Here is a 20,128-nt window from a genome sequence, read left to right as displayed (position 1 = left end):
CCGGCCTCCGCCGTCCCGTCGGCGGCCGGAGCCGGACCCCAGTGGCCGACCTGACCTGTAACAAGCCCGATGCCGCGGCCTCGACCGCGCAGCGAAGACCGCACCCGTTGTTCGAAGGAGAAGGTGAACCGAGGATGAGACGAGCAGTCGCGTCGCGACTCCATGCGGTCCTGGCCGCCCTGGCCATCGCGGCCGCGGCCGGTGTGGCCTTACCGGTGCTGCAGGCATCAGCGGCGGCCGACGGCGCCAGCGGCTACGCGACCGCCAACGGCGGGACCACCGGTGGCGCAGGCGGGCAGACGGTGAGGGCCACCACGGGGACCGCGATTCACGCGGCCCTGTGCGACCGGGCCAGCAGCAGCACCCCGATCATCATCGAGGTCTCAGGAACCATCAACCACGGCAACACCACCAAGGTCTCGGGCGGGAGCTGCGACACCGCCGCCGGCGTGATCGAACTCAAGCAGATCAGCAACGTCACGATCATCGGCGTGGGCAGCGGGGCCGTCTTCGACCAGCTGGGCATCCACATCCGCGAAGCCCGCAACATCATCATCCGCAACGTGACCGTCCGCAACGTCAAGAAGTCGGGCTCGCCCACGTCCAACGGCGGTGACGCCATCGGCATGGAGAGCAGCGTCCGCAACGTCTGGGTCGATCACGTCACCCTGGAGGCCTCGGGCGGGGAGGCGGAGGGCTTCGACGGCCTCTTCGACATGAAGAACGACACCCAGTACGTGACCCTGTCCTACAGCATCCTGCGCAACTCCGGCCGCGGCGGGCTCATCGGGTCCAGCGAGAGCGACCGCTCAAACGGCTACGTCACCTTCCACCACAACCTGTACGAGAACATCGACTCCCGCACACCCCTGCTGCGTGGCGGCATCGCCCACATCTACAACAACTCCTACGTGAGCCTCCACGAGTCGGGTATCAACTCCCGGGCCGGAGCTCGCGCCAAAGTGGAGAACAACTACTTCAAGAACTCCAAGGACGTCCTGGGCACCTTCTACACCAGCGAGGCCGGCTACTGGCAGGTCGGCGGCAACATCTTCGACAACGTGACCTGGTCCGCCCCGGGCAGCGAGAACAACCCCGCCGGACCCGACCCGCAGTCCAACACCACCGTCAGCATCCCCTACTCCTACAGCCTCGACGGGGCGAGCTGCGTGCCGGACATCGTCCGCCAGACGGCCGGCGCCAACAAGGGGCTGCAGGTGTCGAACGGCAGCTGCACGCCACAGACACCGACGGCCACGCCGACACCGACCATCACCCCCACGCCGTCGCCCACTCCTTCGCCCGGCGGGCCCAACCTCAGCCTCGGAGCCGGCTCCGACGGCTCCAGCAAGGCCGACGGGACGAGCTACGGCAACGTGCGGGACGGCAACATGAGCACCTTCTGGTCGCCGGCCGGCTCGACCGGTGACATCTCGATCAAGTGGGGCTCCGCCACGACGGTCTCCAGGGTCGTCATCCGTGAGGCGTCAGGCTCGGAGGGCGGCATCGGAGCCTGGCAGCTCGTCAACGCCGGCACCGGAGCCGTCCTGAAGTCCGGCAGCGGGGCGGGTGCCATCGCCTTCACGCCGACCTCGCTAAGCAAGATCACCTTCAGGATCACCGCCTCGGCGGGCACGCCGAAGGTCGCCGAGTTCGAGACCTACGCGGGGTAGCGACACGCTTTCGCCGTCCGCTCTGTCTCGCCGAGGACGGACGTGAACCTCGGTTCACAGCAGAGCCGGCGTCGTCAACGTACCGCCGTGGACAGCCCCACGCCACGCCGCCGGCTCCGCCTGGGTGGAGGTCGGTGCGGTGCCATCGACCGCCGGAATGTCCTGATCCATTGATTTGTAAGCCTTCAGTCGCTTCTCACCAAGTACGGGTGTAGATCGACGAAGGGAGCAAGGCCGGTGCGTCTCAAACGGGGAAAGCTCGCCACCGACCCCGTGGCGTTCGAAGCCTTCTACCGGCGGCACATCGACGCTGTCACGCGTTTCCTGTCACGCCGGGTCGACGACCCGCACACGGTCGCCGACCTGGCGGCCGACGTGTTCCTCGCGGTGTTCGACTCGGCGCACACGTACCGCCCGGGCAAGGGCAGCGAGATCGCGTGGCTGTACGGCGTCGCGCGCAACACGCTGTCGGCCGAGCGGCGGCGGGCGCTGCGGGAGTCCCAGCTCACCCATCGTGTGAGCGGGCGGCGTCCGCTCGACGGCGACGACGTGGCCCGGTTGGAAGAGCAGATAGACGCGGAACGGCCCGCCAGGGCGGCCTTCGAGGCCATGGCCGGATTACCCGACGGGGAGCGCGCTGTCCTGGAACTGGTGGTTCTGGAGCAGCTCACGCCGTCGGAGGCGGCGGTAGCGCTGGGGATCCGGCCGGGGACCGCCATGGTGCGGCTGCACCGCGCCCGCAAGACACTTCGCGACCTGCCCTTCGTCCTGGAAGGAATCCCACGATGAGATTCGAGGAGCAGTTGCTGATGGACCTCAAAGCCGAGATGACCGCCCGGAACGAACGCAGCCGCCGCGTCGGCCGCCGCCTGCTCGCGGGGGCGGCGGTGGCCGGGCTGGCGGCCGTGGCGGCGGTGGCGGTGCCGCTGCTGACCGGGCCCGAGCCGGCGTACGCGGTGAGCGAGAACGCCAACGGCACCATCACGGTGGAGCTCAAGGAGTTCAGGGACGCCGACCGGTTGGAGCAGGACCTCAAGGATCTGGGCGTGAACGCCGACGTCACGTACCTCAAGCCCTACATGAAGTGCCAGAACGATCGGGGCACGCTCGTCGGCGGCGGATACGACACTCCGGAGGAGTGGCGCAAGTCCGTGCACTACAAGGTCGCCAGGCCGGGACCGAAGAGTTTCGTCATCGATCCCCGCTATGTCGGGAAGGGGCAGACGGTGGCGCTGGAGTTCACCGAGAACCCGAAGGGGCCGTTCAAGTCGCAGCTCAATGCGTCGGTGATCGAGGGCTCTGTCAAGCCGTGCGTCCCGGAGCATGACCCGACGCAGCTCGGCTGACCGGCCCCCGGATAACGATGGCCATCCGCAAGGGCTCGCCCCCGTTCGGGGCGGGCCCTTCGTGCGTCCTGCGTTACTCGTACGGTGGCCCACCGGCCTCGGTACATGGCTGGACCACCCGCGACCAAACCCGCCGACCACGGGCAGCGACGGCGTGGGGTCTCTCAACGACTTCCAGCCGGACCGGGGCGTATCGCCGTCTCCAGGAAGTGCGAAATCTCGTTCGCGACGACGTCGGGCATCTCGAGACCACACAGGTGTCCGAGCTCGCTCAGCAGGACCGCACGGCTCCCAGGGATGCTCCGCACGTCGTCGAGCTGCTTGGCTTGATCTACGACGACGTCCTTTCCGCCGAGTATGTAGCAGGTCGGTACACGGATCTCAGACAGCTCGTCGGCCTGGCTGGTCAGCGCACCGCCGGCCAGCCAGCCGTGCCACATCTGTTCGGTGACGGTCAGCATGCTGCTCGTCAGACCCGAGGTCCTCGTTGGGTCCACGGAGATCGCTGCCACTGCTTGCGTGAGGGCCTCGACGTTGCCGTACGCGGCATCGAAGCCGGCGATCACCTCGTCCCCGGCAGTCGTCCCCGCGGCGTTCCACGGAACAACCCCGACCAGCGCGCGCACCTCATCCGGGTGGTCAAGCGCGATACGCACCGCGATCGCACCGCCGAGGGAGTAGCCGACCAGGCAGTAAGCGTCGGCGCCCGTCTCGTTGATCGCGTCATGCAGGGTCGCGGCCAGCGAGGACAGCCTCCCGTCCGCCGGCGCGCGTACGGACTGGCCATGTCCGGGCAAATCGAAGATCAAGACGCGGTACCCGCTCAGGTGCCGCGCGATTCCGGTCATGAGATCGGCCGAGGCGCCGAATCCCGGCAACATGACGAGTGTCAGAGGGCCCTGGCCGTGTTCCTCCCAGTAGATGTCTGAACTGGTGTGTGGCATCGCGATCTCCCTGGGCTCGGCGAAGTTCGTCGGGCGTACACGTACGGTGGAGCACATCGGTCCTGCTGTTCCGGCGGCACCGGGTCGCGTCATGGGCGCATCATCCCCGGGGGGTGTGGCTCGCGGTCCGCGGCGGATCCTCCATGACGGGCGAGTGCCCGACACCGGGCAGCAACTCGACTTTCGCGCCCGGCACGGCGCGGTAGTCGGCGGCGGAGGAGAATCGCCGTCTCCGGTCCTCCTCACCGAAGATCACCAACAGCGGCTTGCCGAGGGGCACCAGCCGATCGGGGAGCGCGCGCTGCTTCACATAGTCGTCGCCGGTCTGCGTTGTCGCGACGAGAGCGTGGTAGGTCATGCCGCGCGCGTCGTCCACGACCGCCTGCGTAACCTCGTAGCCGCTGCGGCTGAACGCGGTGCCGGCGTCGTCGAAACAGCGGGACCATCGAGCCCCGGGCACATAATCATGGGCCCACTGTCGCCGCCGGTGCGCGCCGGTATCTTGTACAAATGTTCCGGTCACTCGGCTCGCCCAGGACGAAATGGGTGAGCGGACGGCGTCCTGTTCCCGCTCGCCGCACCCTTGCCGGCCCAGGCGGTCGCTACATCAGCATGTGAGGCTTGGCGGGTGTTCCACGGCTGGGCCATGCGATGTCGTCAACGGCGAGAAACGGCTCGCCGGCCACGGTCGCGGGGGTCGCCCCGGTGAACGCCACGACGTCCCGGTGCAGGTGGGACTGGTCGGCATAACCGGTGTCGGCCGCGACCTGAGCCGCGCCTTCCCCCGCGACCAGGCGATGGGCGGCATGGTCGAAGCGGACCAGCTTCACGGCGCGCTTGGGCGGCAGGCCCAGCTGCGAGCGGAACCGGGACCACAGGCGCTTGCGGCTCCATCCGATCTCGTCCGCCAGCCCGTCGACCCGGACCAGGCCACGGCTGCCGACGATCCGGTGCCAGGCCCAGGCCATCTCAGGCTCCACCGGCGGCCCCGCCTCATGCCGGCGGGCGAGCAGCGCGTCCGTCAAAGCGAAGCGATCCTGCCACGACGAGACCTCGCCCAGTTGCTCGCGGATCCGTGACGCCTCCCGGCCCCACAGGTCCTCCAGGGACACGACGGCGCCGTCGAGTTCGGCGGGCGAGACGCCCAGAACCGCGCGTGCGATCACCGGGGACAGGCGCACCTGCACGCACTCGACGTTCTCACCTCGCGCCCAGACCGCGCCGCTGGATCCGATCCCGGGCCCGGCGACGATGCTTCCCCACTGCTGCCGCCCGGCGGCATCGTCCACGACGGGCGAACCGGTGCCGAAGTCCAGAAGCAGCGTCACCGCCGGGTGCGGGACCATCCGGAGCGTGTCCAGGTCACGGACCCGGAACCCGGCCATGGTGACCCCGGCCACCCGGCTGGGCCGGCGCGGGCACGCCACGCCCCACACAGCCGCACCGTGCACGAACGTTTGCACCGCTCCATGCTACGCGGGCCGGCCGCGGGGAACATTTGTCCAATCCAACGGCGCGTACCGGCGGCGACAGTGGCCTCATGACCCTTTCTGAAGGCGTGAACGGCGGCCCCGAGTCTGCCGGGAGCTCGACCCTTTCCCTGGACGACGGCGACATTCACGTTCGCCAGGACGGCCCCCGCGACGCGCCCGCACTCCTGCTCATCCACGGGTCCGCGTCCTCGACCCGATCGTGGGACGCGCTGGTTCCGCTGCTGACCGGATCTCACCGCGTCGTCCGGATCGACCTGCTCGGGCACGGCCGGTCGGCCAAACCGGCCGACCAAAGTTACGCGATCCCGGACCAGGCACGCAGAGCCGGCGCGGTCCTGGATCGGCTCGGCATCGAGCACGCCGTGGTCGTCGGTCATTCCAGCGGCGGCGTGGTCGCCACCGCCCTCGCCGAAGAGCGACCTGACCTGGTGACCGCGCTCGTGCTCGTCAACACGGGACCCAGCCTGGGCGCCTTCATCGCACCGGATCCCGCCGGGCCCGGACCGTCGCAATGGCCGCCGACCGACGAGCAGCTCCGCCGGTTCGCGAGCACCGGTTTCAGCCGCGCGGGCTACCAGATCCCCCACGAACTCCTGGACGAGGTGCGCGCCATGACCTTCCACACGTTCGCCACGACGATGCAGGCCACCCGCCACTATATGGAGCAGCGGGCGCTCCCGGATCGGCTGAGGGGCCTGGGCAAGCCGCTACTGGTGATCTTCGGCGAGGACGACCGCAGATGGCGATCCTCGTCCGCCTCCGACTACCGCGCTGTTCCGGGCGCGAAAGTCGAGTTGCTGCCCGGTCTCGGGCACTCGCCCCTGCTCGAGGACCCGCCGCGGACCGCCGCCCCGCTGCTGGCCTTCACCGCGATCCACGGCGTGCGGGTGGACTGAATGACGCTGCGGATTCTCGTCTCCGGCGCCAGCGTCGCCGGTCCGGTGCTGGCCTACTGGCTCACGAGATACGGCTTCGAGGTCACCGTCGTGGAACGGGCCCCCGTGCTGCGCAAGACGGGCGGGCACGCGGTCGACCTGTTCCGGCCCGCGATGAACATCTCGGAGAAGATGGGCGTGCTCCCGCGCGTCGAGGAGCGGGCCACCGGCACTGACCGGATGACCGTCCACCGGGAGGGCTCACGACGTCCCGTCCGGGTAAACCTCTCCAAGATCTTCAGCGGCACCTCCGGCCGGCACGTCGAGATCATGCGCGACGACCTGAGTGAAATCTTCTACGACGCCGCGCGCGACGACGTCGAGTATGTCTTCGGCGACTCGATCAGCGCGATCTCGCCCGACGGCGAGGTGCGGTTCGAGAACGCCGCGCCGCGCCGCTTCGACCTCGTCGTCGGCGCGGACGGGCTGCACTCCAACGTGCGCCGCCTCACCTTCGGCGACGAATCCCGCTTCAGCGCCTTCATCGGGGCCTACCTCGGGGTGCTCACCCTGCCGAACGTCTCCGGCCTCGACGGCGAGCTTCTCATGCACGTCGGCGTCGGCCGCACGGCCGGCATGTACGGCGCGCGGCACCTCGGCGACGCGCGGGCGTTGTTCCTGTTCCGGAGCGAGCGCGAGCTCGACTACCACCACCACGACGTGCCCCGGCAGAAGGAGCTGCTGCGCGGCGCGTTCGACGGCATGCACCCCGGCGTGGACCGCTGGCTGGACGAGCTCGACCGCACCCCGGCGTTCTACTTCGACTCGATCACCCAGCTCCGCATGGATACCTGGTCACGGGGGAGGGTGACGCTCGTCGGCGACGCGGGCTACTGCCCCGGCCCGGCCGTCGGCGGCAGCACCAGCCTGGCCGCCGTCGGCGCGTACGTCCTCGCCGGGGAGCTGGCGCGGGCGGGAGGCGACCACGAGCGCGCCTTCCCCGCCTACGAGCGCGCGATGGCGGAGCACGTGCGTGGCAGCCGCGCCGCCGCGCTGAGCGTGGCGAAGACCCTGATCCCCGCCTCACGCCTCGGCGTGTCGGGACTGGCCCAGGGCGCTCGCCTGATCTCCGCCCTGCCCGCGGGGCCCAGCCGCGCCCTCCTCCGCCTCACCAGCAAGAGCGCGCGCCTCCACAACTCCATGACCGTCGACGACTACCCGCCGTCGCGCACCGCAACATGCCTCGCGGGCGACCCCGGAGGCGGCCTCGAGAGCAGGCTCAGGGCGGAGTGAGGAGCGCCGGCAACTCACTCCACCTCGACGACGTCGTGGCGGCCGACCAGCAGTAACGGCCTCAACGTTGACGTCCCGCCCCGCAGGGTCGTGCGTGGCAAGCCGACGATCTCCGGCTTCGGGCCGGTTGCTGGAGCCGGCTGAGCACGGCCAGGGCCGGCCCGCCGTCGTGCCGTCCCCCCCGAACGCTTTCCGGCTGCAGGGGCTGACCTGCGCGGCCCACGGGCATGCGCGAGGTGCCCGTCAGCCGCGGGCGAGGACGGCGCGGGCGGCAGAGAGCTGCCGGTCCTTGGCCTCCTGAAGCGCATGGAACTCGGCGGGGCGAGCCGCGACGGCCTCGTCCTGGATGCGTCGCTCCACGGCGGACCAGATGGAGACAAGGTCGGTCTTCGCCTTGCACCCCACGTCCGCCTGCGCCGCGCGGATCTCCTCCTGGGAGGCGGGGCCTTCCTTCATCCACCGCCGGTCGGTGATGGCGGCGAGCGGGTCGGCGTACTGCCGGCCCTGCTCCTGCATGCACGTGCTCCAGGCCCGGAAGACCCTGACGACCTCCGGAGCCCGCCGGGACCGCTCGAAGGTCTCCGAGATGAGCCTGTTGAACAGGGCCTCGTCCACCTGCGAGACGCCCTGTTCCAGGTGGTTCCGCGCCTGTTTCAGGCAGCCGTCCTTCTCGCCGTACGCGGCCTGACGTTCCTTCGCCGGCAGGCTTCGCATACGGCTGGCGCGTGCGGCGGCGCGCCGGGCCACGGTAGGGCGGTCCGGCGGGATGTGATAGCCGAAGAGGCGGGCGATCTCCGGTTCGACGACACCGTAGCGGCGGCGGTTGGCCGGCTCCACGTCCTCCGCCGCGCTCTGCGGCAGCACCTCCCACGCCATGCCCCGCCGCCGCATGCAGTCGCGAATGAGGAGCTCCTCGGCGCCCTCAAGGATGCCGATGTCCGACGGGGAGAAGTTGTAGCGATCGAAGGGGATCGAGAGCTCGCGCGCCTCCACCCCCGGGGGCGGCACCGGAACCCGCGGCTCCGTCGCCGCCGCCGTCGAACAGGCGGCTGTCGCCGCGGTCAGGAGTACCCCGACCGCTCCCCGCAGCCGAACAGGCACGCTGATTCCTCCGATCCGCCGCGGGGCGGGGTGCCGAACTCGAAGTCCGAGAAGTCGGTGTCCTGCGAGCGGTTCAGCGGCTTACGGCCTGACGTACCTGATGGAGCTGGTCTTGTTGTCGAACCCGTTGTTCGTCAGGTCGCCGTCCGAGGAAGACGGCTTTGCCGCGTAGCCGTACGCGCCGGAGCAGTTGGCGGAGTTGTAGAACTGCACCCTGGCGGCGCTGTTGTTCCGCATGGAGCTCGCCTTGTTGTTCACTCTGAGCACGTCGTAGCACAGGCCCCAGGCCTCGAACATGAACTCCTCTTCCGCGCCCTTGAACTTGTCGTGCTCGTACAGGCAGAAGTCCAGCTCGCAGGAGCTCACCGCCGGCTCCACCTCGGCCTGCGCGGTGGAGCCGACCCCCACCAGGCTGACCAGGGCCAGCGCCACCACACCGGCGCTGCGCACCCTCGCTCGCTTCATGCACACCTCATTCTCGTGGGACCGAAATCGTTGTGATCATAGTCATCGGAACCTTCAGTCGATCGACCCGACGATGGGCTCCGCCGCGAAGTGAGTCGGTGTCAGGGTGACCCCAGTGGCCCGCGCCGCCAGCGCAATGGCGAGAGCGGTGGAAGTCCGCGTGTCAGCCTCTCCGTCCAGCGGCATGCCCAGCTCTCGCATATGGGACAGCAGGCGGTCAGGATCGCTGCCGTTCCGATCGCCGGGGAAGAACGGCTCGAATTCCGTGACCATCACCCCGTCGACGGAGTAGCCGAAGTGCTCGTCCATGGTGATGCCTGTAATGACCCTTGCCATCTCCGTACTCTGGGCGAGGGTCTCTGGAAGAGGCTCGCAATGGTAGTCAATCAGGACCGCTCCTCCGTCTCCCGCGTAGGCGGCAATGCCCACTTCTCGGGAGATGTCACCGGGAGTGGCGCCGATCCGGTGCAATGCCTCCTCAGGAGACAGGCCCCGCACGAACGTCACGCCGATCAGGTCGCTGTCCTTCTGATACTCCTCGACGAACCAGGCGTAATCCATCGGCGATGCGCTGTCCACTGCCTATCCCCTTTCGCATCTGCCTAGATAATGATCCCTTTCGGGTTGACCTCCCATTACTGAGTTGGCGCCCGTGCCTCTAACCACATGACCTGGCGCCACCGCTACTCGGTGAGCCGACGCTGAGGAACGAAGCGGCGGCGTCACAGGAACCGCGCCTATCGTCTCATTGCTCTGTACTGCTTGCAGAGCGCTGTGATTTTGTCGTGGTCACGGGCGCCGGTCAGCTCGGCGAGCAGTTCGTCAGGGCATAACTCGTAGAGGTCGCCCCACCGGCGACGCATCTTGTTGTCCCAGATCCGGTAGCCGCCGGGAACGCCTCTGGCGACGTAGCGCCTCCTGCCCATAGTCCGTCACCCTGCAGTCCGCCCGCGCAGAGCCGGGCCCGGGGCGAGCCTCATCCTGCGATGCGTGCGTACCGGAGCAGGTCGATCACGTCGCCTATGCGGCACAAGGCAGCGGAGGGGACAACCGCATCGCGCGCAGCCCCGCCATCCCCTGACGACGGGTCCTGTGCCTGTCGGTGCCGGCTGGCAACATGGCGGAATGCTTTTGCAGCCCCTCGATGTCTCTTGGCTCTGCGGCGAATACTCCTGGGAGTCCTACAGTTTTGTCTACGTGCGTGCCACGCCTGAACAGGTGGTCGCGCGCCTCGGGGGTCGATGGGAGGACTTCACGCCTGGTCCCTTCCCCGACGACCCGGATGACTTCCCGGGCCCCGGGGAGCCTCTCGGCGTCACCTCCATCGGCGATTGGACGTTCGTCTTCGACCCTGACTGGCTCGGCACCCACAAAGGCGTGATCACTGAGCTCTCCAAGGGCACCCGCCTCGTCTCCCAAGCCGCACTCGCCGTCAAGGGCATCGACTACTTCTACTGGTGCGAGGACGGCGAGATCAGATTCTGCTGGGGAGACGACGACGGATATCTGATAGGGACCCCGGACGAACTCGTGGACACGATGGCGGACATCGACCGGCTCTACCCGCGGTTTTCCTATCTCTACAATGGGCCGGCTTTCCTGCTCGTCGAGCACCTGACCGGGATCAGGGCGACGGAGCGACTGCTGAAGGGCTCCACGTTCAGGTGGGGTGTCGTCCCAGCACCGGCCAAGCCGTGACGAGGAAGGATGATGCCACGAGCGCATATGGTCAGTGACGAGGTGGCACCGTCGGTCGCCGACGTCTCCGCCCTGCCGCCGCAGGCCATCGTCGAACGCATCCTTCCCGCAGCAGCCAGCCTCCGGGATCATGACAGCCGGCCGGCAGTGTAGGGGCGTGGTATCGGTCATCGCCTGAGCCTGGAAGCACTGGAGCCCGGGGGATTGCGGGCGGGACGATTTCCCTCTTCGTCTACTGCCAGGGGGCCGCGGGCGAAGAACTAGGACTGCTGGTAGAGGTCGGGGATCCCGTCGTGGTCGGAGTCGGCGGTCTCGGCCCGGTGGATCCGCCGGTAGACGCGGGCACGCAGTCGAAGGATCATCGTGGCCAGCAAGGCCGCGGTCAAGGAACCGGCCAGGACCGCGATCTTGACCCGCGCGTCGGCCTCTCCCGTGCCGAACGCCAGTTCTCCGATCAGCAGTGACACGGTGAACCCGATGCCGGCCAGGACGGCCAGCCCGGCCATGTCGATCCAGGCCAGTCCTTCGTCCAAGGTGGCGCGGGTGAAGCGGGCCACCAGCCAGGTGGCGGCCAGGATGCCGACCGGCTTGCCGACCAGCAGCCCTGCCACGATCCCCATCGCCACAGGGTCGCTCAGCGCTCCGGCCAGCCCGCTGAGGCCGCCGAGGCTGACCCCGGCGGAGAAGAACGCGAACACAGGCACGGCAACACCGGCGGACAGCGGCCGGAACCGGTGCTCGAAGTGCTCGGCCGGCCCCGGCCCGTCCGCCGTACCGGTCCCGGTGCCGCCCGGCGATGTCCGGGACAGCACGGGCACGGTCAGCGCCAGCAACACGCCGGCCACGGTGGCGTGCACCCCTGAGGCGTGCACCAGCGCCCAGCAGGCGAACGCCAAGGGCAGCAGCAGCCACCACGCGCGTATGCCCCGCCGCACCAGTACGGCGAAGACCGCCAGCGGCATGACAGCTGCCAGCAGCGGGAGGACCGACAGGTGCGAGGTGTAGAAGGTGGCGATGATGATGATGGCGATCAGGTCGTCCACCACCGCCAGGGTCAGCAGGAACGTGCGCAGCGCGTCCGGCAGGGAGCGGCCGATCACCGCGAGCACCGCCAGCGCGAAGGCGATGTCGGTGGCCGTCGGGATCGCCCACCCGCGGGCCCCTGTTTCACCGGCGACCGCCAGATACATCAGCGCGGGTACCACCACGCCGCCGACCGCCGCGGCCACCGGCACCACGGCCCGGCGCAGGTCACGCAGATCCCCGGCGACGAACTCCCGCTTGAGCTCCAGACCGGCCACGAAGAAGAAGATGGCCAGCAGCCCGTCCGCGGCCCAGGTGGCCAGGTCGAGGTTCAGGTGCAGTGCGGCGGGGCCGGCCTCGATGGTGCGCAGGTCCTGGTAGGTCTGCGCCCACGGCGAGTTGGCCCAGATCAGCGCGGCGAGCGCGGCGGCCAGCAGCAGTGCCCCGCCGATCGTTTCCTTGCGCAGGATGTCGGCGATGCGGCGCGCTTCGGGCCATGTGCTCCGGTTGAACAGGTGGGCAGCGCGTGTAGGCGTGATGCCGGGCATGGAACTCCGCTCTGGGAAAGGGGTCGGGCCGCTCACTTGCCGACCAGACTTCCCGGCACACCTGTCAATAACGTATCAGGAAGCGCAAATGGCCATATAACGGATTCGGCTCCACCGGACCCGCTCCCATGACACAGCACGAAGCCCACCACCGGACTCCCCCACCGAAGGCGGCCGCTCTGCGCATTCGATCGATCGTCGATGTGGGCACGACCGCGGTGTTTCCGCTGGTCAGCTTGTGAGGCGATCTAATGGGAGGCGGTGGAGTGTGCGAGCGCCCCTCTGGTCGCGGCGCAGGTGGGCGGCGAGACCCCGCGCCCGGTGTCGGCCGGGCGCGGGCCCATCAGTCGGCCTGGTCGCGAGTCCGCTCTTGTCCCTGCCAGGCCGGGTCCAAGTCGAAGCGACCTAAAAGGGACGGGACGGGGGTCTCCGCGCGCTCGCCGAGGAAGTCGCTGATCAGCACCGACCATCGAGCGTGAACAGCGGATCGGGACTGGCGGCCAAGAGGTGGTGCACCGCCAGCAGCACTCCGGCTGAGCCGCTCCACAGATCTGCGCTCAGTTGCAGGAATCTGTCACCGACGAAGCGGACCCCGTCATCGCCGGGGATCGCGTACTTGAACAGCGCGGCACCGGACCTGATCGCCTCGCCGCGCAGGTGGGGGTCGCCAAGGAGATGCGCCGACTGCGAGAGAGCCAGCGTCAGCCCGGCCAGGCCCTGGAACAGGCCCACGCCGACGGTGAACCGTACCGTGCAGTAACGCAGGCAGCGAGCGAGCACATCGGCGAGTTCGGCGTCCTCGACGACGGTGAGGTATCGGGACAGGACTGACGCATAGCCCGCGCTTCCCGCGAAGAGATAGGGCATGTTGCGCGAGTCGGCGGCGGACACCCTGAACCCCAGCGCCTCCGTCTCCACTGGAAGCCGGTGGCGTAGCTCGTCGCGGAGCAGGCCGAGGCCGCGCTCCAGCGGCTCGCGGTCACCGGTCAGGCGGGCCAGGTAGTAGAGGGCGAGCGCGATGCCGGGGCGGCCGCCCACCAGGCCGGAGGCGTCGTCGGAGGCGAGCTGCCGGGTCAGCGCCTCGCCGTCGGGGATCGCGGTGAGGAGTTCCCTGGCCTGGGCGAGCCGGCGGTCGTCGCCGGTGTGACCGTGGAGGGACATGTGTGTCATGGCGAGGCCGGCCGCGCCGCCGCCTAAGGTCGCGCAGGTCCGGCTCAGCGGATGCCGGTCCGCGGCCGCGAGCAGTTCCTCGGCGGCGTCCAGCTCGCCCAGCTCGGCCAGCACCCAGGCGATGCCGGCGTTGCCGTACAGCAGTCCCGGCGGCGTGGAGTGGCGCCGCGCCAGCGACTCGTCCCGCAGCCGCGCGACGACCTCCGGGTCGACCCCACGATCGGTGACGTGCAGGGCGTGCAGCACACCCGCTGTCCCGTGCGCCACGCACCGGGTGTTCGAGGAGAACCCGGCCGGTGTCGTCGGGTAGACCCAGCGCGGATTGCCCGGCTGCGCCATCGCCTTGATCGCGTCGGTTGTCCGGTCGCGCAGCCAGCGCAGTGATTCCAGCGGCTCGCGTTCCACCGCGTCCGGCACGGGCAGCCTCGGCCGTGCGGGGCGTCGATGGACGGACGTCACCTTGGCCCAGAGACGGTCCGGCACCGGTGCGAGCGCCGCGAGGTCGTGGCGCATGTGGTCGAGGACTTCCGGCGCGCGTGTGACCACCTGGTGCAGCGGGAACATCAGCATCTGCGCCACGGACGACAGGGCGTACGCGTCGAGGGAGTGCAAGGCCGTGCCGGTGGGCCGCGCGCCCTCATACGCCTCGCGCGGGAGATAGCCCGGCGCTCCGAGCGGCGTGACGACCTGGTCCGTGATCGGGCGGGCGGCCTCGAAGTCCACCAGCCTGGCCCTCTGCCGGTCGTCGACGAGGATGTTCCTCGGGTTGACGTCGACGAACACGTACCCGAGCTCGTGCAGCGTCGCGATGGTCTCCTCGACCTGGCCGAGGATGTCCAGGCACTTGCGGTAGTAGTCGGCGAACGCCGTCCGGGGCTGTCCGATCTTGATCACCGGAGAGTTCGCGACGACCCACTTGTTCAGCGTCGTCCCCGGAACCAGCTCGGTGACCAGGTAGGTGTTCTCCCAGTGCGCGAAAAGCTCGATCGGTTCCGGGCACATCCCCGGGTGCCTGCGGTGCAGGGTCCGGAGGGTGTCGTATTCCTGTTCCAGCCGCCGTTGCGCGTCCCGCGCGTCCGCGTCGTACCCGGTGTGGGCCCATGCCTCCTTGACGAAGACCTGCCGGCCGTCCGCCGCGCGGGCACGGTAGGCGCCGCCTGCGTTGCTGTGCTGGAGGACCGCTTCGAAGGTGTAGCCGCCGAAGCCGACCGGTTCGCCGGCGTCCTCATCGTGGCGCGGGGCTGCGAACGGGTCGGTCACACCTGGCGGGAGCACGAATTCCGGTCGCCGCTCGTCCGGGATCTCCCGGCCGGCGGCGTCGAGCAGGGTGAGCTGCCGGGTGCCGTCGGCCTGCAGCCGGGCTCGTTCGCGGAACGAGCCGTACCGGTAGGAAACGCAGGACGAGGATCCGAAACGCCGGTCGCTGCGGATGTACGGTCCGGTGAAGCCGTCGAGATCCTGAGCCAGCCGGATGAGCAGCTCGCGGGCGACCTCCGTGGTCGGCGGGTACACGGCGCAGAACTTCCCGCTCTGCGCGCGGTTTCCGTGCTTGTTGTGGACCCAGAGGAAGAACGACTTCCCGCCCAGATGCTTGAACGACACGGAGAACTCGACGCAGACGGTGGCGACGATGTCCAGAACCCGCTGCGCGTTCTCGATGGCGCTGGAGACGTGGATCTTCCACCCCTGGTCGGGGAGCATGACGCCGGGCGGGGTCCATTCTGTCCAGATGTCCCTGCTCGATTGGTCCCAGGTCGCCGGCATCACGGCGGGCCGGTACAGGGCGCCCGGATGGACGAGGTCAAGGGGTTCGTAGTAGTCCGCGTGAGCCAGGGCGAACGCAAGATGCTGCAGCATGGTGGCATTCCTCTCCTTCAGAGCCAACCGCGTCGCACTGCCGCGACGCCTGCCTCGAACCTGCTGGACGCCTCCAGCCGCGCCGCCAGCCGGGCGATCCGCCGCCGCAGGTGACGTACCGATACGCCGAAATGGCGAGCGGCCACCTCGTCGGTGTTGCCCGACGCGAGGAGCTCGAGCAGCCGACGATCGTCGTCGGTCAATTCCGGTTCCTGAGGGATGTCCTGGAGATCCGGGGGCAGTTCACGGGCCTCGTCCCAGAGCCGGTCGAAAAGCCGCAGGAAGCCGGTCAGCAGGCCGACCTGACGTACGACGAGCGCGCCCTGTCCGTGGTTCTCCGGGTCGATGGGCACGACGGCCACCTGCTCATCCATGACCATCAACGGGTCGAGTCGCCGATCGCTCACGCGGATCAGTGCCCCGGCGGTCATGAGCCGGTGCAGATAGGTCCGATTCTGCTCATCGTCCAGCACTGATCGCTCATGAATCAGCCGCAGCTCGATCCCCCTGCGGAGGCGCAGATCGAGTGCCCGGCCGATCTCCGGCCGAGGCCGGCCCTGCAGCACGCAGTACATGCTCGCCCGGGTCAGGGACGACAGCTCATGAAGCCGCTCGCGCACGTCCCGCATGCCGTCGATCCTCTCGACCCCCGGTCCGCCGCGCAGCCCTGCCAGCCCTCGCCCGTCCAGCGCCGAGAGCGCGCCCAGTTCGGTTCGCAGTCCCGCCACCTTGCGGTACTTCCGCAGCAGCTCATCTTCCTTGCGCTCGATGAGCTGCCTCAGCGACGCGGTGGGATCGCCGGCGACGACCCCGGACGGCGCGGCCCGGTGCGTTCGAGCGACGCCCAGGTCGACGAGGTGAGCCAGGGCATTTCTGAGATCGTCTTCCGCCGCGCCGACCTGGGTCTCCAGGGTCGTCAGGTCGTGCTCGGGCTTCTGCAACAGTGCGCGGTAGGTTCGTTCTGTCAGTTCGTCGAAACCGAGATCACGTAACGTCATGACGCCGGTGTCGTTGGCCTTACTCACGTAACCCCCATGTATACCGATGAGCCCCCTCATCGATATAGGCGTGACTCGCCTGTTCCATCGTGTTCCATCGCCGTGCCGCCGCCCGTCACACGTCGTCTGCGAGCGTCAATCCGGTATGCCTGGCGATGAAGGCGAGGGCGGCGGCCGTCGTCCAGATCTCCTGCTCGCCGCGGGCTCCTGTATGGCCCGCGCCCTCCACCACGAAGTGCAGGACCGGGCCGCCCGTCGTCGCGTGCTGCAACTGCGCGGCCATCTTGCGGGAGTGCAGAGGGTCCACCCGCGTGTCATTGCTCCCCGCGATCAAGATCGTCGCGGGGTGGCGGCGCCTGGTGGACACGTTGTGATAGGGCGAGTAGCTCAACAGCACCTCGAGCCCCGCCGGCTCGTCCGGGGAACCGTACTCCTCGCGCCACGCCTTGCCCAATCCCCAGCGTTCATAACGGATCATGTCGAACGGCGCACCCGCGCACCCCACGACCGCGTACGCCTCGGGCCGCTGAACCGCGGCCGCCATGGCCAGGAGGCCACCGTTGCTGCCGCCGAGCAGGGCCAGCTGGTCCCGCTGCGTCCAACCGTGCCGGACGAGCCAGTCACCGGCCGCGTGCAGATCCGCGAGGGCATTCCCCTTGTTCGCCCCGCTGCCCTCCTGATGCCAGCCGCGGCCCCGCTCGCCGCCGCCCCGAATCCCGGCGACCGCTACATACCCGCCGTTGAGGACCCACGACAACAGGTCGGGCTGGAACGACGGGCGGGCCGGGATGCCGAAGCCGCCATAGACGGCCAGAAGGGTGGGGCGGGGACCCTCCGCGCCACACCCGGCCAGGATGGTCAGCGGGACCTCGGTCCCGTCGGCCGAGTGGTAGACGTGGCGGCCGACCTCGACGTCGGGACGTGCCGGCGCCCCGTCGTACGGGGTCACTCGGCCGGAACGCACGTCCAGCCGCCATACCGACGGCGGGGTGTCCCAACCGGTATAGGTGAGGGCCAGGACGGCCGGATCGCCCGTCGGCCTGATCGAGCTCACCGTCCCGTCACCGGGCAGCCTGACCTCAGTGAGCGCGGCGCCCGTCCTCATGTCGTGAACGGTCATCCGGCTGACGCCGTCCCGGTTGCGCAACGTGACCAGTCGTTGGCCTCGCTCGGTGCTGGCGAGGGTCACGCCGGCCAGGACGTCGGAGGTGTTCTCGGGAAGGAGGATTCGCCAGGGGCCCCAACCGTCGCCGGCCCGGTCCGCGACGAGCACCTGCCCGGAACCACCGGCCGTCGAGACCGAGGCCACCAGCCGGTCGTCGTCGTCCACCACGGCGACGGCCGAGGACCCGGCCTCCAGCAGTAGCGGCCGGAGAGGGCCGCCCGCTCGTACGTCGGCGACGCTCATCCGCGTGTCGCGCGCGGTCCCGTCCCGGACGGTGACGATCAGCCAGCGGTCACGCCAGAGCGCCACGTGGTAGCGCGTGGTCGCCGCCTCATCGCCGATGACGAGCTCGTCGGCGGTGACGTCGCCGCGGACCTTGTGGAGGTAGACGCCCGTACCCGGCCGGTCGAGGTGGCCGCGTGTGTAGAAGAACTCCTGCTCGTCCGCGCGCCACTCGATCGGGGAGTACCGGGTCCCGGACACGACCTCCACGATGCGGCCGGTGGTCACGTCCACCAGCGACATGGGGGTCCGGTCCTCGGTGCCCGCCACGAGGACCTGGATCGCGACGAGGCTCCCGGCGGGAGACGGCTGCCAGCTCGCGACGGTGGCGTGGGGATGAAGGTCGGTCGCACCCACGACCGTCCGCCACCCTGCCCCCTCCCCCACCTGTAGCGTCCAGCGCCCGTCGGGTTCGAAGGGACCGGCCCGGAACCTGCGGGAGCCCGCGATCTTGCTCGGGGACCGCGACGGCCGGGGGGCGAGGGCGCGTAACATCCGGCTCAGCCGTCGCCTGCCCGGCAGTCGCTCCAGATAGCCGACACTGAGCTCCTGCTGCTCGCGCAGCCATCGCCGGGTGTCCTCGGAGTCCGGGTCCTCCAGCCAGCGGTACGGGTCCGCGACGAGATGCCGGTGACGGCGCTCCATCACCGGATCCCGCCGCGCATCCGGATATCTCACGAAGGCACCCCCGCCGTCGTATCAGCGGGAGCGTCGCCCGCGCGCGTACGGCCCCGCCGCACGGAGACCAGGAGCATGGTCACCGCGACGAGGGCGATGGCCTGGCACAGCCAGATGCCGTTGCGCACGCCGAACTGCTCCCCGAGCACACCGCCCAAGAGGGCGCCGATGGCGCTCGCGAGCGTCACGACCGAGGTGAGCAGCGTGGTCATCCGGCCGAAGTACTCGTCCCCGATGTCGTCGGACAGGATGGTGATGAGCGCGAGGTTGCCCGCCGCCCCGAAGAACACGGGCAGCCCGATGCCGATCGTGACCAACGCCAGCACCGCCCAGAGCGGCCCGCCGGCCAGCGGCAACGCGAGGGTCGCGAGAACGGCGGCCAGCGAGCACGTCAGCAGGAGGCGGCGCGGCGACTGGCCGCGCTCCAGCAGCTTGGGCGCCGCCAGCGAGCCCACGGCGCCCAGGAGCGTGGCGGCCACCATGGGGGCGCTGTACAGGGCAACGGGCAGGTGCAACGTGTCCAGCATGAACAAGGCGCGCTGGGCGAGCGTGCCCTGGGTCGCCACGTTGAGCAGGAACGCGTAGGCCGCGAAGGCGGACAACAGCGGGTGCGCGCGGATCACCGACACCCCGGCCCGCATCTCGCGCAGGATCCCGGCCCTGGGTTCGGGTTTACTCGCCCTGCGATCCGGTGACCGCAGGGCGCGCAGGCACGAGGCGCTGAAGGCGTAGGTCAACGAGTCCAGGAAGAACAGCAGGGGGGCGCCCAGCGTCGCCAGCAAAGGACCGGCGATCGTGCCCGCGACAGCACGCGAGATCATCTCGGAGGACTGCAGCCGCCCGCGGGCCGCTCCCACGTTCTCCACATCGTCGAGGCTGCGCAGATGGGTGAAGTACAAGGCGAAGACGACGATCTCCGCCAGGCCGATCAGGAAGCTCACCGCGCACAGCAACGCGATCGTCAGCGCGCCGGTGAAGGCCGCGGCGGCACAGGCGAGCACCACGCCGCCGCAGAGCAGGTCGATCAGCACGAGCATGCGGCGCGGCCGGATGATCCGATCCGCCATGACACCGCAGATCGGCCCGAACAGTAGGGCCGGCAGGGTCGTGCTGACCACGATCAAGGAGATTTCCCGAGGGGTGGCATGCAGGTTGATCACGGCGACCACGGACGAGGCGGTGGCGGTGAGGCTACTGCCGAAGACCGAGGCGGCCTGCCCTGCCACGTAAAGCCGGAGGTCGGAAACACGCTTGAAGTGCACCATGGTCGGAGCTCGCCATTCTTTCTTTTTGACTTCGTACGGCAGGAGCGATTTGAAAGGGTGGGCGCGGGAGCCGACGACTCCCGCGCCCGGGCGATTTAGTTCTCGTTCGAGCAGTGCGACCAGCTCAGCGTGCTGATGGGAGCGTCCTCTTCGATGCCGGAGTCGCCGGGGTCGATACTGGCCTGCAGCTGCAGCTTCAGCACGTCGTTCATCCTGTGATCCTTTCGATCGGCGGATACCGTGAGCCTCTTTTT

The 20,128-nt window shown here is 69.3% G+C and carries 18 protein-coding genes; 6 read left to right on the top strand and 12 right to left on the bottom strand.

Annotated elements, in window-relative coordinates; all coding sequences use genetic code 11:
- Positions 1-134: 134 nt before the first annotated feature.
- The 3 genes from ACFKCF_RS38045 to ACFKCF_RS38035 all read left to right on the top strand — a co-directional run bounded on the left by ACFKCF_RS38045 (position 135) and on the right by ACFKCF_RS38035 (position 3,019).
- Entirely contained in the window at positions 135-1,673 is a 1,539-nt protein-coding gene (locus ACFKCF_RS38045; RefSeq protein WP_394500150.1) for a polysaccharide lyase family 1 protein, read from the top strand.
- A 237-nt stretch (positions 1,674-1,910) separates the two neighbouring features.
- Positions 1,911-2,462 carry an RNA polymerase sigma factor gene (locus ACFKCF_RS38040; protein ID WP_394500149.1) on the top strand — a complete coding sequence of 184 codons (552 nt, stop codon included), beginning with the start codon at positions 1,911-1,913 and terminating at the stop codon, positions 2,460-2,462.
- Entirely contained in the window at positions 2,459-3,019 is a 561-nt protein-coding gene (locus ACFKCF_RS38035; protein WP_394500148.1) for a hypothetical protein, read from the top strand. The genes ACFKCF_RS38040 and ACFKCF_RS38035 overlap by 4 nt, the downstream gene beginning before the upstream one ends.
- Before the next feature lie 164 nt (positions 3,020-3,183).
- Here ACFKCF_RS38035 and ACFKCF_RS38030 read toward each other — a convergent pair whose 3' ends face one another.
- The 3 genes from ACFKCF_RS38030 to ACFKCF_RS38020 form a co-directional block, all read right to left on the bottom strand.
- On the bottom strand, positions 3,184-3,963 hold the full coding sequence (locus ACFKCF_RS38030; protein ID WP_394500147.1) for an alpha/beta fold hydrolase: 780 nt from the start codon (positions 3,961-3,963) through the stop codon (positions 3,184-3,186).
- Positions 3,964-4,063: 100 nt separating this feature from the next.
- Positions 4,064-4,486, bottom strand: coding sequence for an alpha/beta fold hydrolase (locus ACFKCF_RS38025; RefSeq protein ID WP_394500146.1), 423 nt, complete (start codon positions 4,484-4,486; stop codon positions 4,064-4,066).
- 79 nt (positions 4,487-4,565) lie between these two features.
- A complete protein-coding gene (locus ACFKCF_RS38020) occupies positions 4,566-5,426 on the bottom strand; it encodes a helix-turn-helix domain-containing protein (RefSeq protein WP_394500145.1) in 861 nt (286 codons plus the stop codon).
- A gap of 77 nt (positions 5,427-5,503) precedes the next feature.
- On the opposite strand from ACFKCF_RS38020, the gene ACFKCF_RS38015 reads away from it, so the two are divergent.
- Both ACFKCF_RS38015 and ACFKCF_RS38010 read left to right on the top strand, forming a co-directional pair.
- The gene (locus tag ACFKCF_RS38015) at positions 5,504-6,352 is read left to right on the top strand and encodes an alpha/beta fold hydrolase (protein ID WP_394500144.1); all 849 of its coding nucleotides are present in this window, start codon (positions 5,504-5,506) and stop codon (positions 6,350-6,352) included.
- Entirely contained in the window at positions 6,353-7,624 is a 1,272-nt protein-coding gene (locus ACFKCF_RS38010) for an FAD-dependent monooxygenase (RefSeq protein WP_394500143.1), read from the top strand.
- A gap of 243 nt (positions 7,625-7,867) precedes the next feature.
- On the opposite strand, the gene ACFKCF_RS38005 is transcribed toward ACFKCF_RS38010, so the two are convergent.
- The 4 genes from ACFKCF_RS38005 to ACFKCF_RS37990 form a co-directional block, all read right to left on the bottom strand.
- Positions 7,868-8,725 carry a hypothetical protein gene (locus ACFKCF_RS38005; protein WP_394500142.1) on the bottom strand — a complete coding sequence of 286 codons (858 nt, stop codon included), beginning with the start codon at positions 8,723-8,725 and terminating at the stop codon, positions 7,868-7,870.
- A gap of 81 nt (positions 8,726-8,806) precedes the next feature.
- Positions 8,807-9,190, bottom strand: a complete 384-nt coding sequence (locus ACFKCF_RS38000) for a peptidase inhibitor family I36 protein (RefSeq protein WP_394500141.1) — start codon at positions 9,188-9,190, stop codon at positions 8,807-8,809.
- 54 nt (positions 9,191-9,244) lie between these two features.
- Positions 9,245-9,769 (bottom strand): DUF6461 domain-containing protein, encoded by a 525-nt coding sequence (locus ACFKCF_RS37995; protein ID WP_394500140.1) that lies wholly within the window; start codon positions 9,767-9,769, stop codon positions 9,245-9,247.
- Positions 9,770-9,927: 158 nt separating this feature from the next.
- A complete protein-coding gene (locus ACFKCF_RS37990; RefSeq protein WP_394500139.1) occupies positions 9,928-10,116 on the bottom strand; it encodes a hypothetical protein in 189 nt (62 codons plus the stop codon).
- Positions 10,117-10,315: 199 nt separating this feature from the next.
- Here ACFKCF_RS37990 and ACFKCF_RS37985 point away from each other — a divergent pair, with 199 nt between their 5' ends.
- A complete protein-coding gene (locus ACFKCF_RS37985) occupies positions 10,316-10,888 on the top strand; it encodes a DUF6461 domain-containing protein (protein WP_394500138.1) in 573 nt (190 codons plus the stop codon).
- Positions 10,889-11,148: 260 nt separating this feature from the next.
- On the opposite strand, the gene nhaA is transcribed toward ACFKCF_RS37985, so the two are convergent.
- The 5 genes from nhaA to ACFKCF_RS37960 all read right to left on the bottom strand — a co-directional run bounded on the left by nhaA (position 11,149) and on the right by ACFKCF_RS37960 (position 19,874).
- Positions 11,149-12,459, bottom strand: a complete 1,311-nt coding sequence (gene nhaA, locus ACFKCF_RS37980) for a Na+/H+ antiporter NhaA (RefSeq protein ID WP_394500137.1) — start codon at positions 12,457-12,459, stop codon at positions 11,149-11,151.
- A gap of 456 nt (positions 12,460-12,915) precedes the next feature.
- Positions 12,916-15,486: a class III lanthionine synthetase LanKC gene (lanKC, locus tag ACFKCF_RS37975; RefSeq protein ID WP_394500136.1), complete on the bottom strand. Its 2,571-nt coding sequence runs from the start codon at positions 15,484-15,486 to the stop codon at positions 12,916-12,918.
- A gap of 17 nt (positions 15,487-15,503) precedes the next feature.
- On the bottom strand, positions 15,504-16,511 hold the full coding sequence (locus tag ACFKCF_RS37970) for a TrmB family transcriptional regulator (RefSeq protein ID WP_394500135.1): 1,008 nt from the start codon (positions 16,509-16,511) through the stop codon (positions 15,504-15,506).
- Between the two features lie 88 nt (positions 16,512-16,599).
- The gene (locus ACFKCF_RS37965) at positions 16,600-18,609 is read right to left on the bottom strand and encodes a prolyl oligopeptidase family serine peptidase (protein WP_394500134.1); all 2,010 of its coding nucleotides are present in this window, start codon (positions 18,607-18,609) and stop codon (positions 16,600-16,602) included.
- The gene (locus ACFKCF_RS37960) at positions 18,606-19,874 is read right to left on the bottom strand and encodes an MFS transporter (protein WP_394500133.1); all 1,269 of its coding nucleotides are present in this window, start codon (positions 19,872-19,874) and stop codon (positions 18,606-18,608) included. Before ACFKCF_RS37960 ends, ACFKCF_RS37965 begins: the two co-directional genes overlap by 4 nt.
- Between the last annotated feature and the right edge of the window lie 254 nt (positions 19,875-20,128).

The sequence above is a fragment of the Nonomuraea sp. JJY05 genome, from assembly GCF_043496855.1.
GTDB lineage: Bacteria > Actinomycetota > Actinomycetes > Streptosporangiales > Streptosporangiaceae > Nonomuraea.
The sequence above is the reverse complement of the archived record's forward strand: the minus strand, read 5'-3'. Positions and strand labels throughout refer to the sequence as shown.

Bases quoted from the DNA above. Each gene is read 5' to 3' on its own strand.
- ACFKCF_RS38045 (WP_394500150.1), top strand. From the start codon at position 135: ATGAGACGAGCAGTCGCGTCGCGACTCCATGCGGTCCTGGCCGCCCTG.
- ACFKCF_RS38035 (WP_394500148.1), top strand. From the start codon at position 2,459: ATGAGATTCGAGGAGCAGTTGCTGATGGACCTCAAAGCCGAGATGACC.
- ACFKCF_RS38030 (WP_394500147.1), bottom strand. From the start codon at position 3,963: ATGCCACACACCAGTTCAGACATCTACTGGGAGGAACACGGCCAGGGC.
- ACFKCF_RS38015 (WP_394500144.1), top strand. From the start codon at position 5,504: ATGACCCTTTCTGAAGGCGTGAACGGCGGCCCCGAGTCTGCCGGGAGC.
- ACFKCF_RS38010 (WP_394500143.1), top strand. From the start codon at position 6,353: ATGACGCTGCGGATTCTCGTCTCCGGCGCCAGCGTCGCCGGTCCGGTG.
- ACFKCF_RS38000 (WP_394500141.1), bottom strand. From the start codon at position 9,190: ATGAAGCGAGCGAGGGTGCGCAGCGCCGGTGTGGTGGCGCTGGCCCTG.
- ACFKCF_RS37990 (WP_394500139.1), bottom strand. From the start codon at position 10,116: ATGGGCAGGAGGCGCTACGTCGCCAGAGGCGTTCCCGGCGGCTACCGG.
- ACFKCF_RS37985 (WP_394500138.1), top strand. From the start codon at position 10,316: ATGCTTTTGCAGCCCCTCGATGTCTCTTGGCTCTGCGGCGAATACTCC.
- nhaA (WP_394500137.1), bottom strand. From the start codon at position 12,459: ATGCCCGGCATCACGCCTACACGCGCTGCCCACCTGTTCAACCGGAGC.
- lanKC (WP_394500136.1), bottom strand. From the start codon at position 15,486: ATGCTGCAGCATCTTGCGTTCGCCCTGGCTCACGCGGACTACTACGAA.
- ACFKCF_RS37960 (WP_394500133.1), bottom strand. From the start codon at position 19,874: ATGGTGCACTTCAAGCGTGTTTCCGACCTCCGGCTTTACGTGGCAGGG.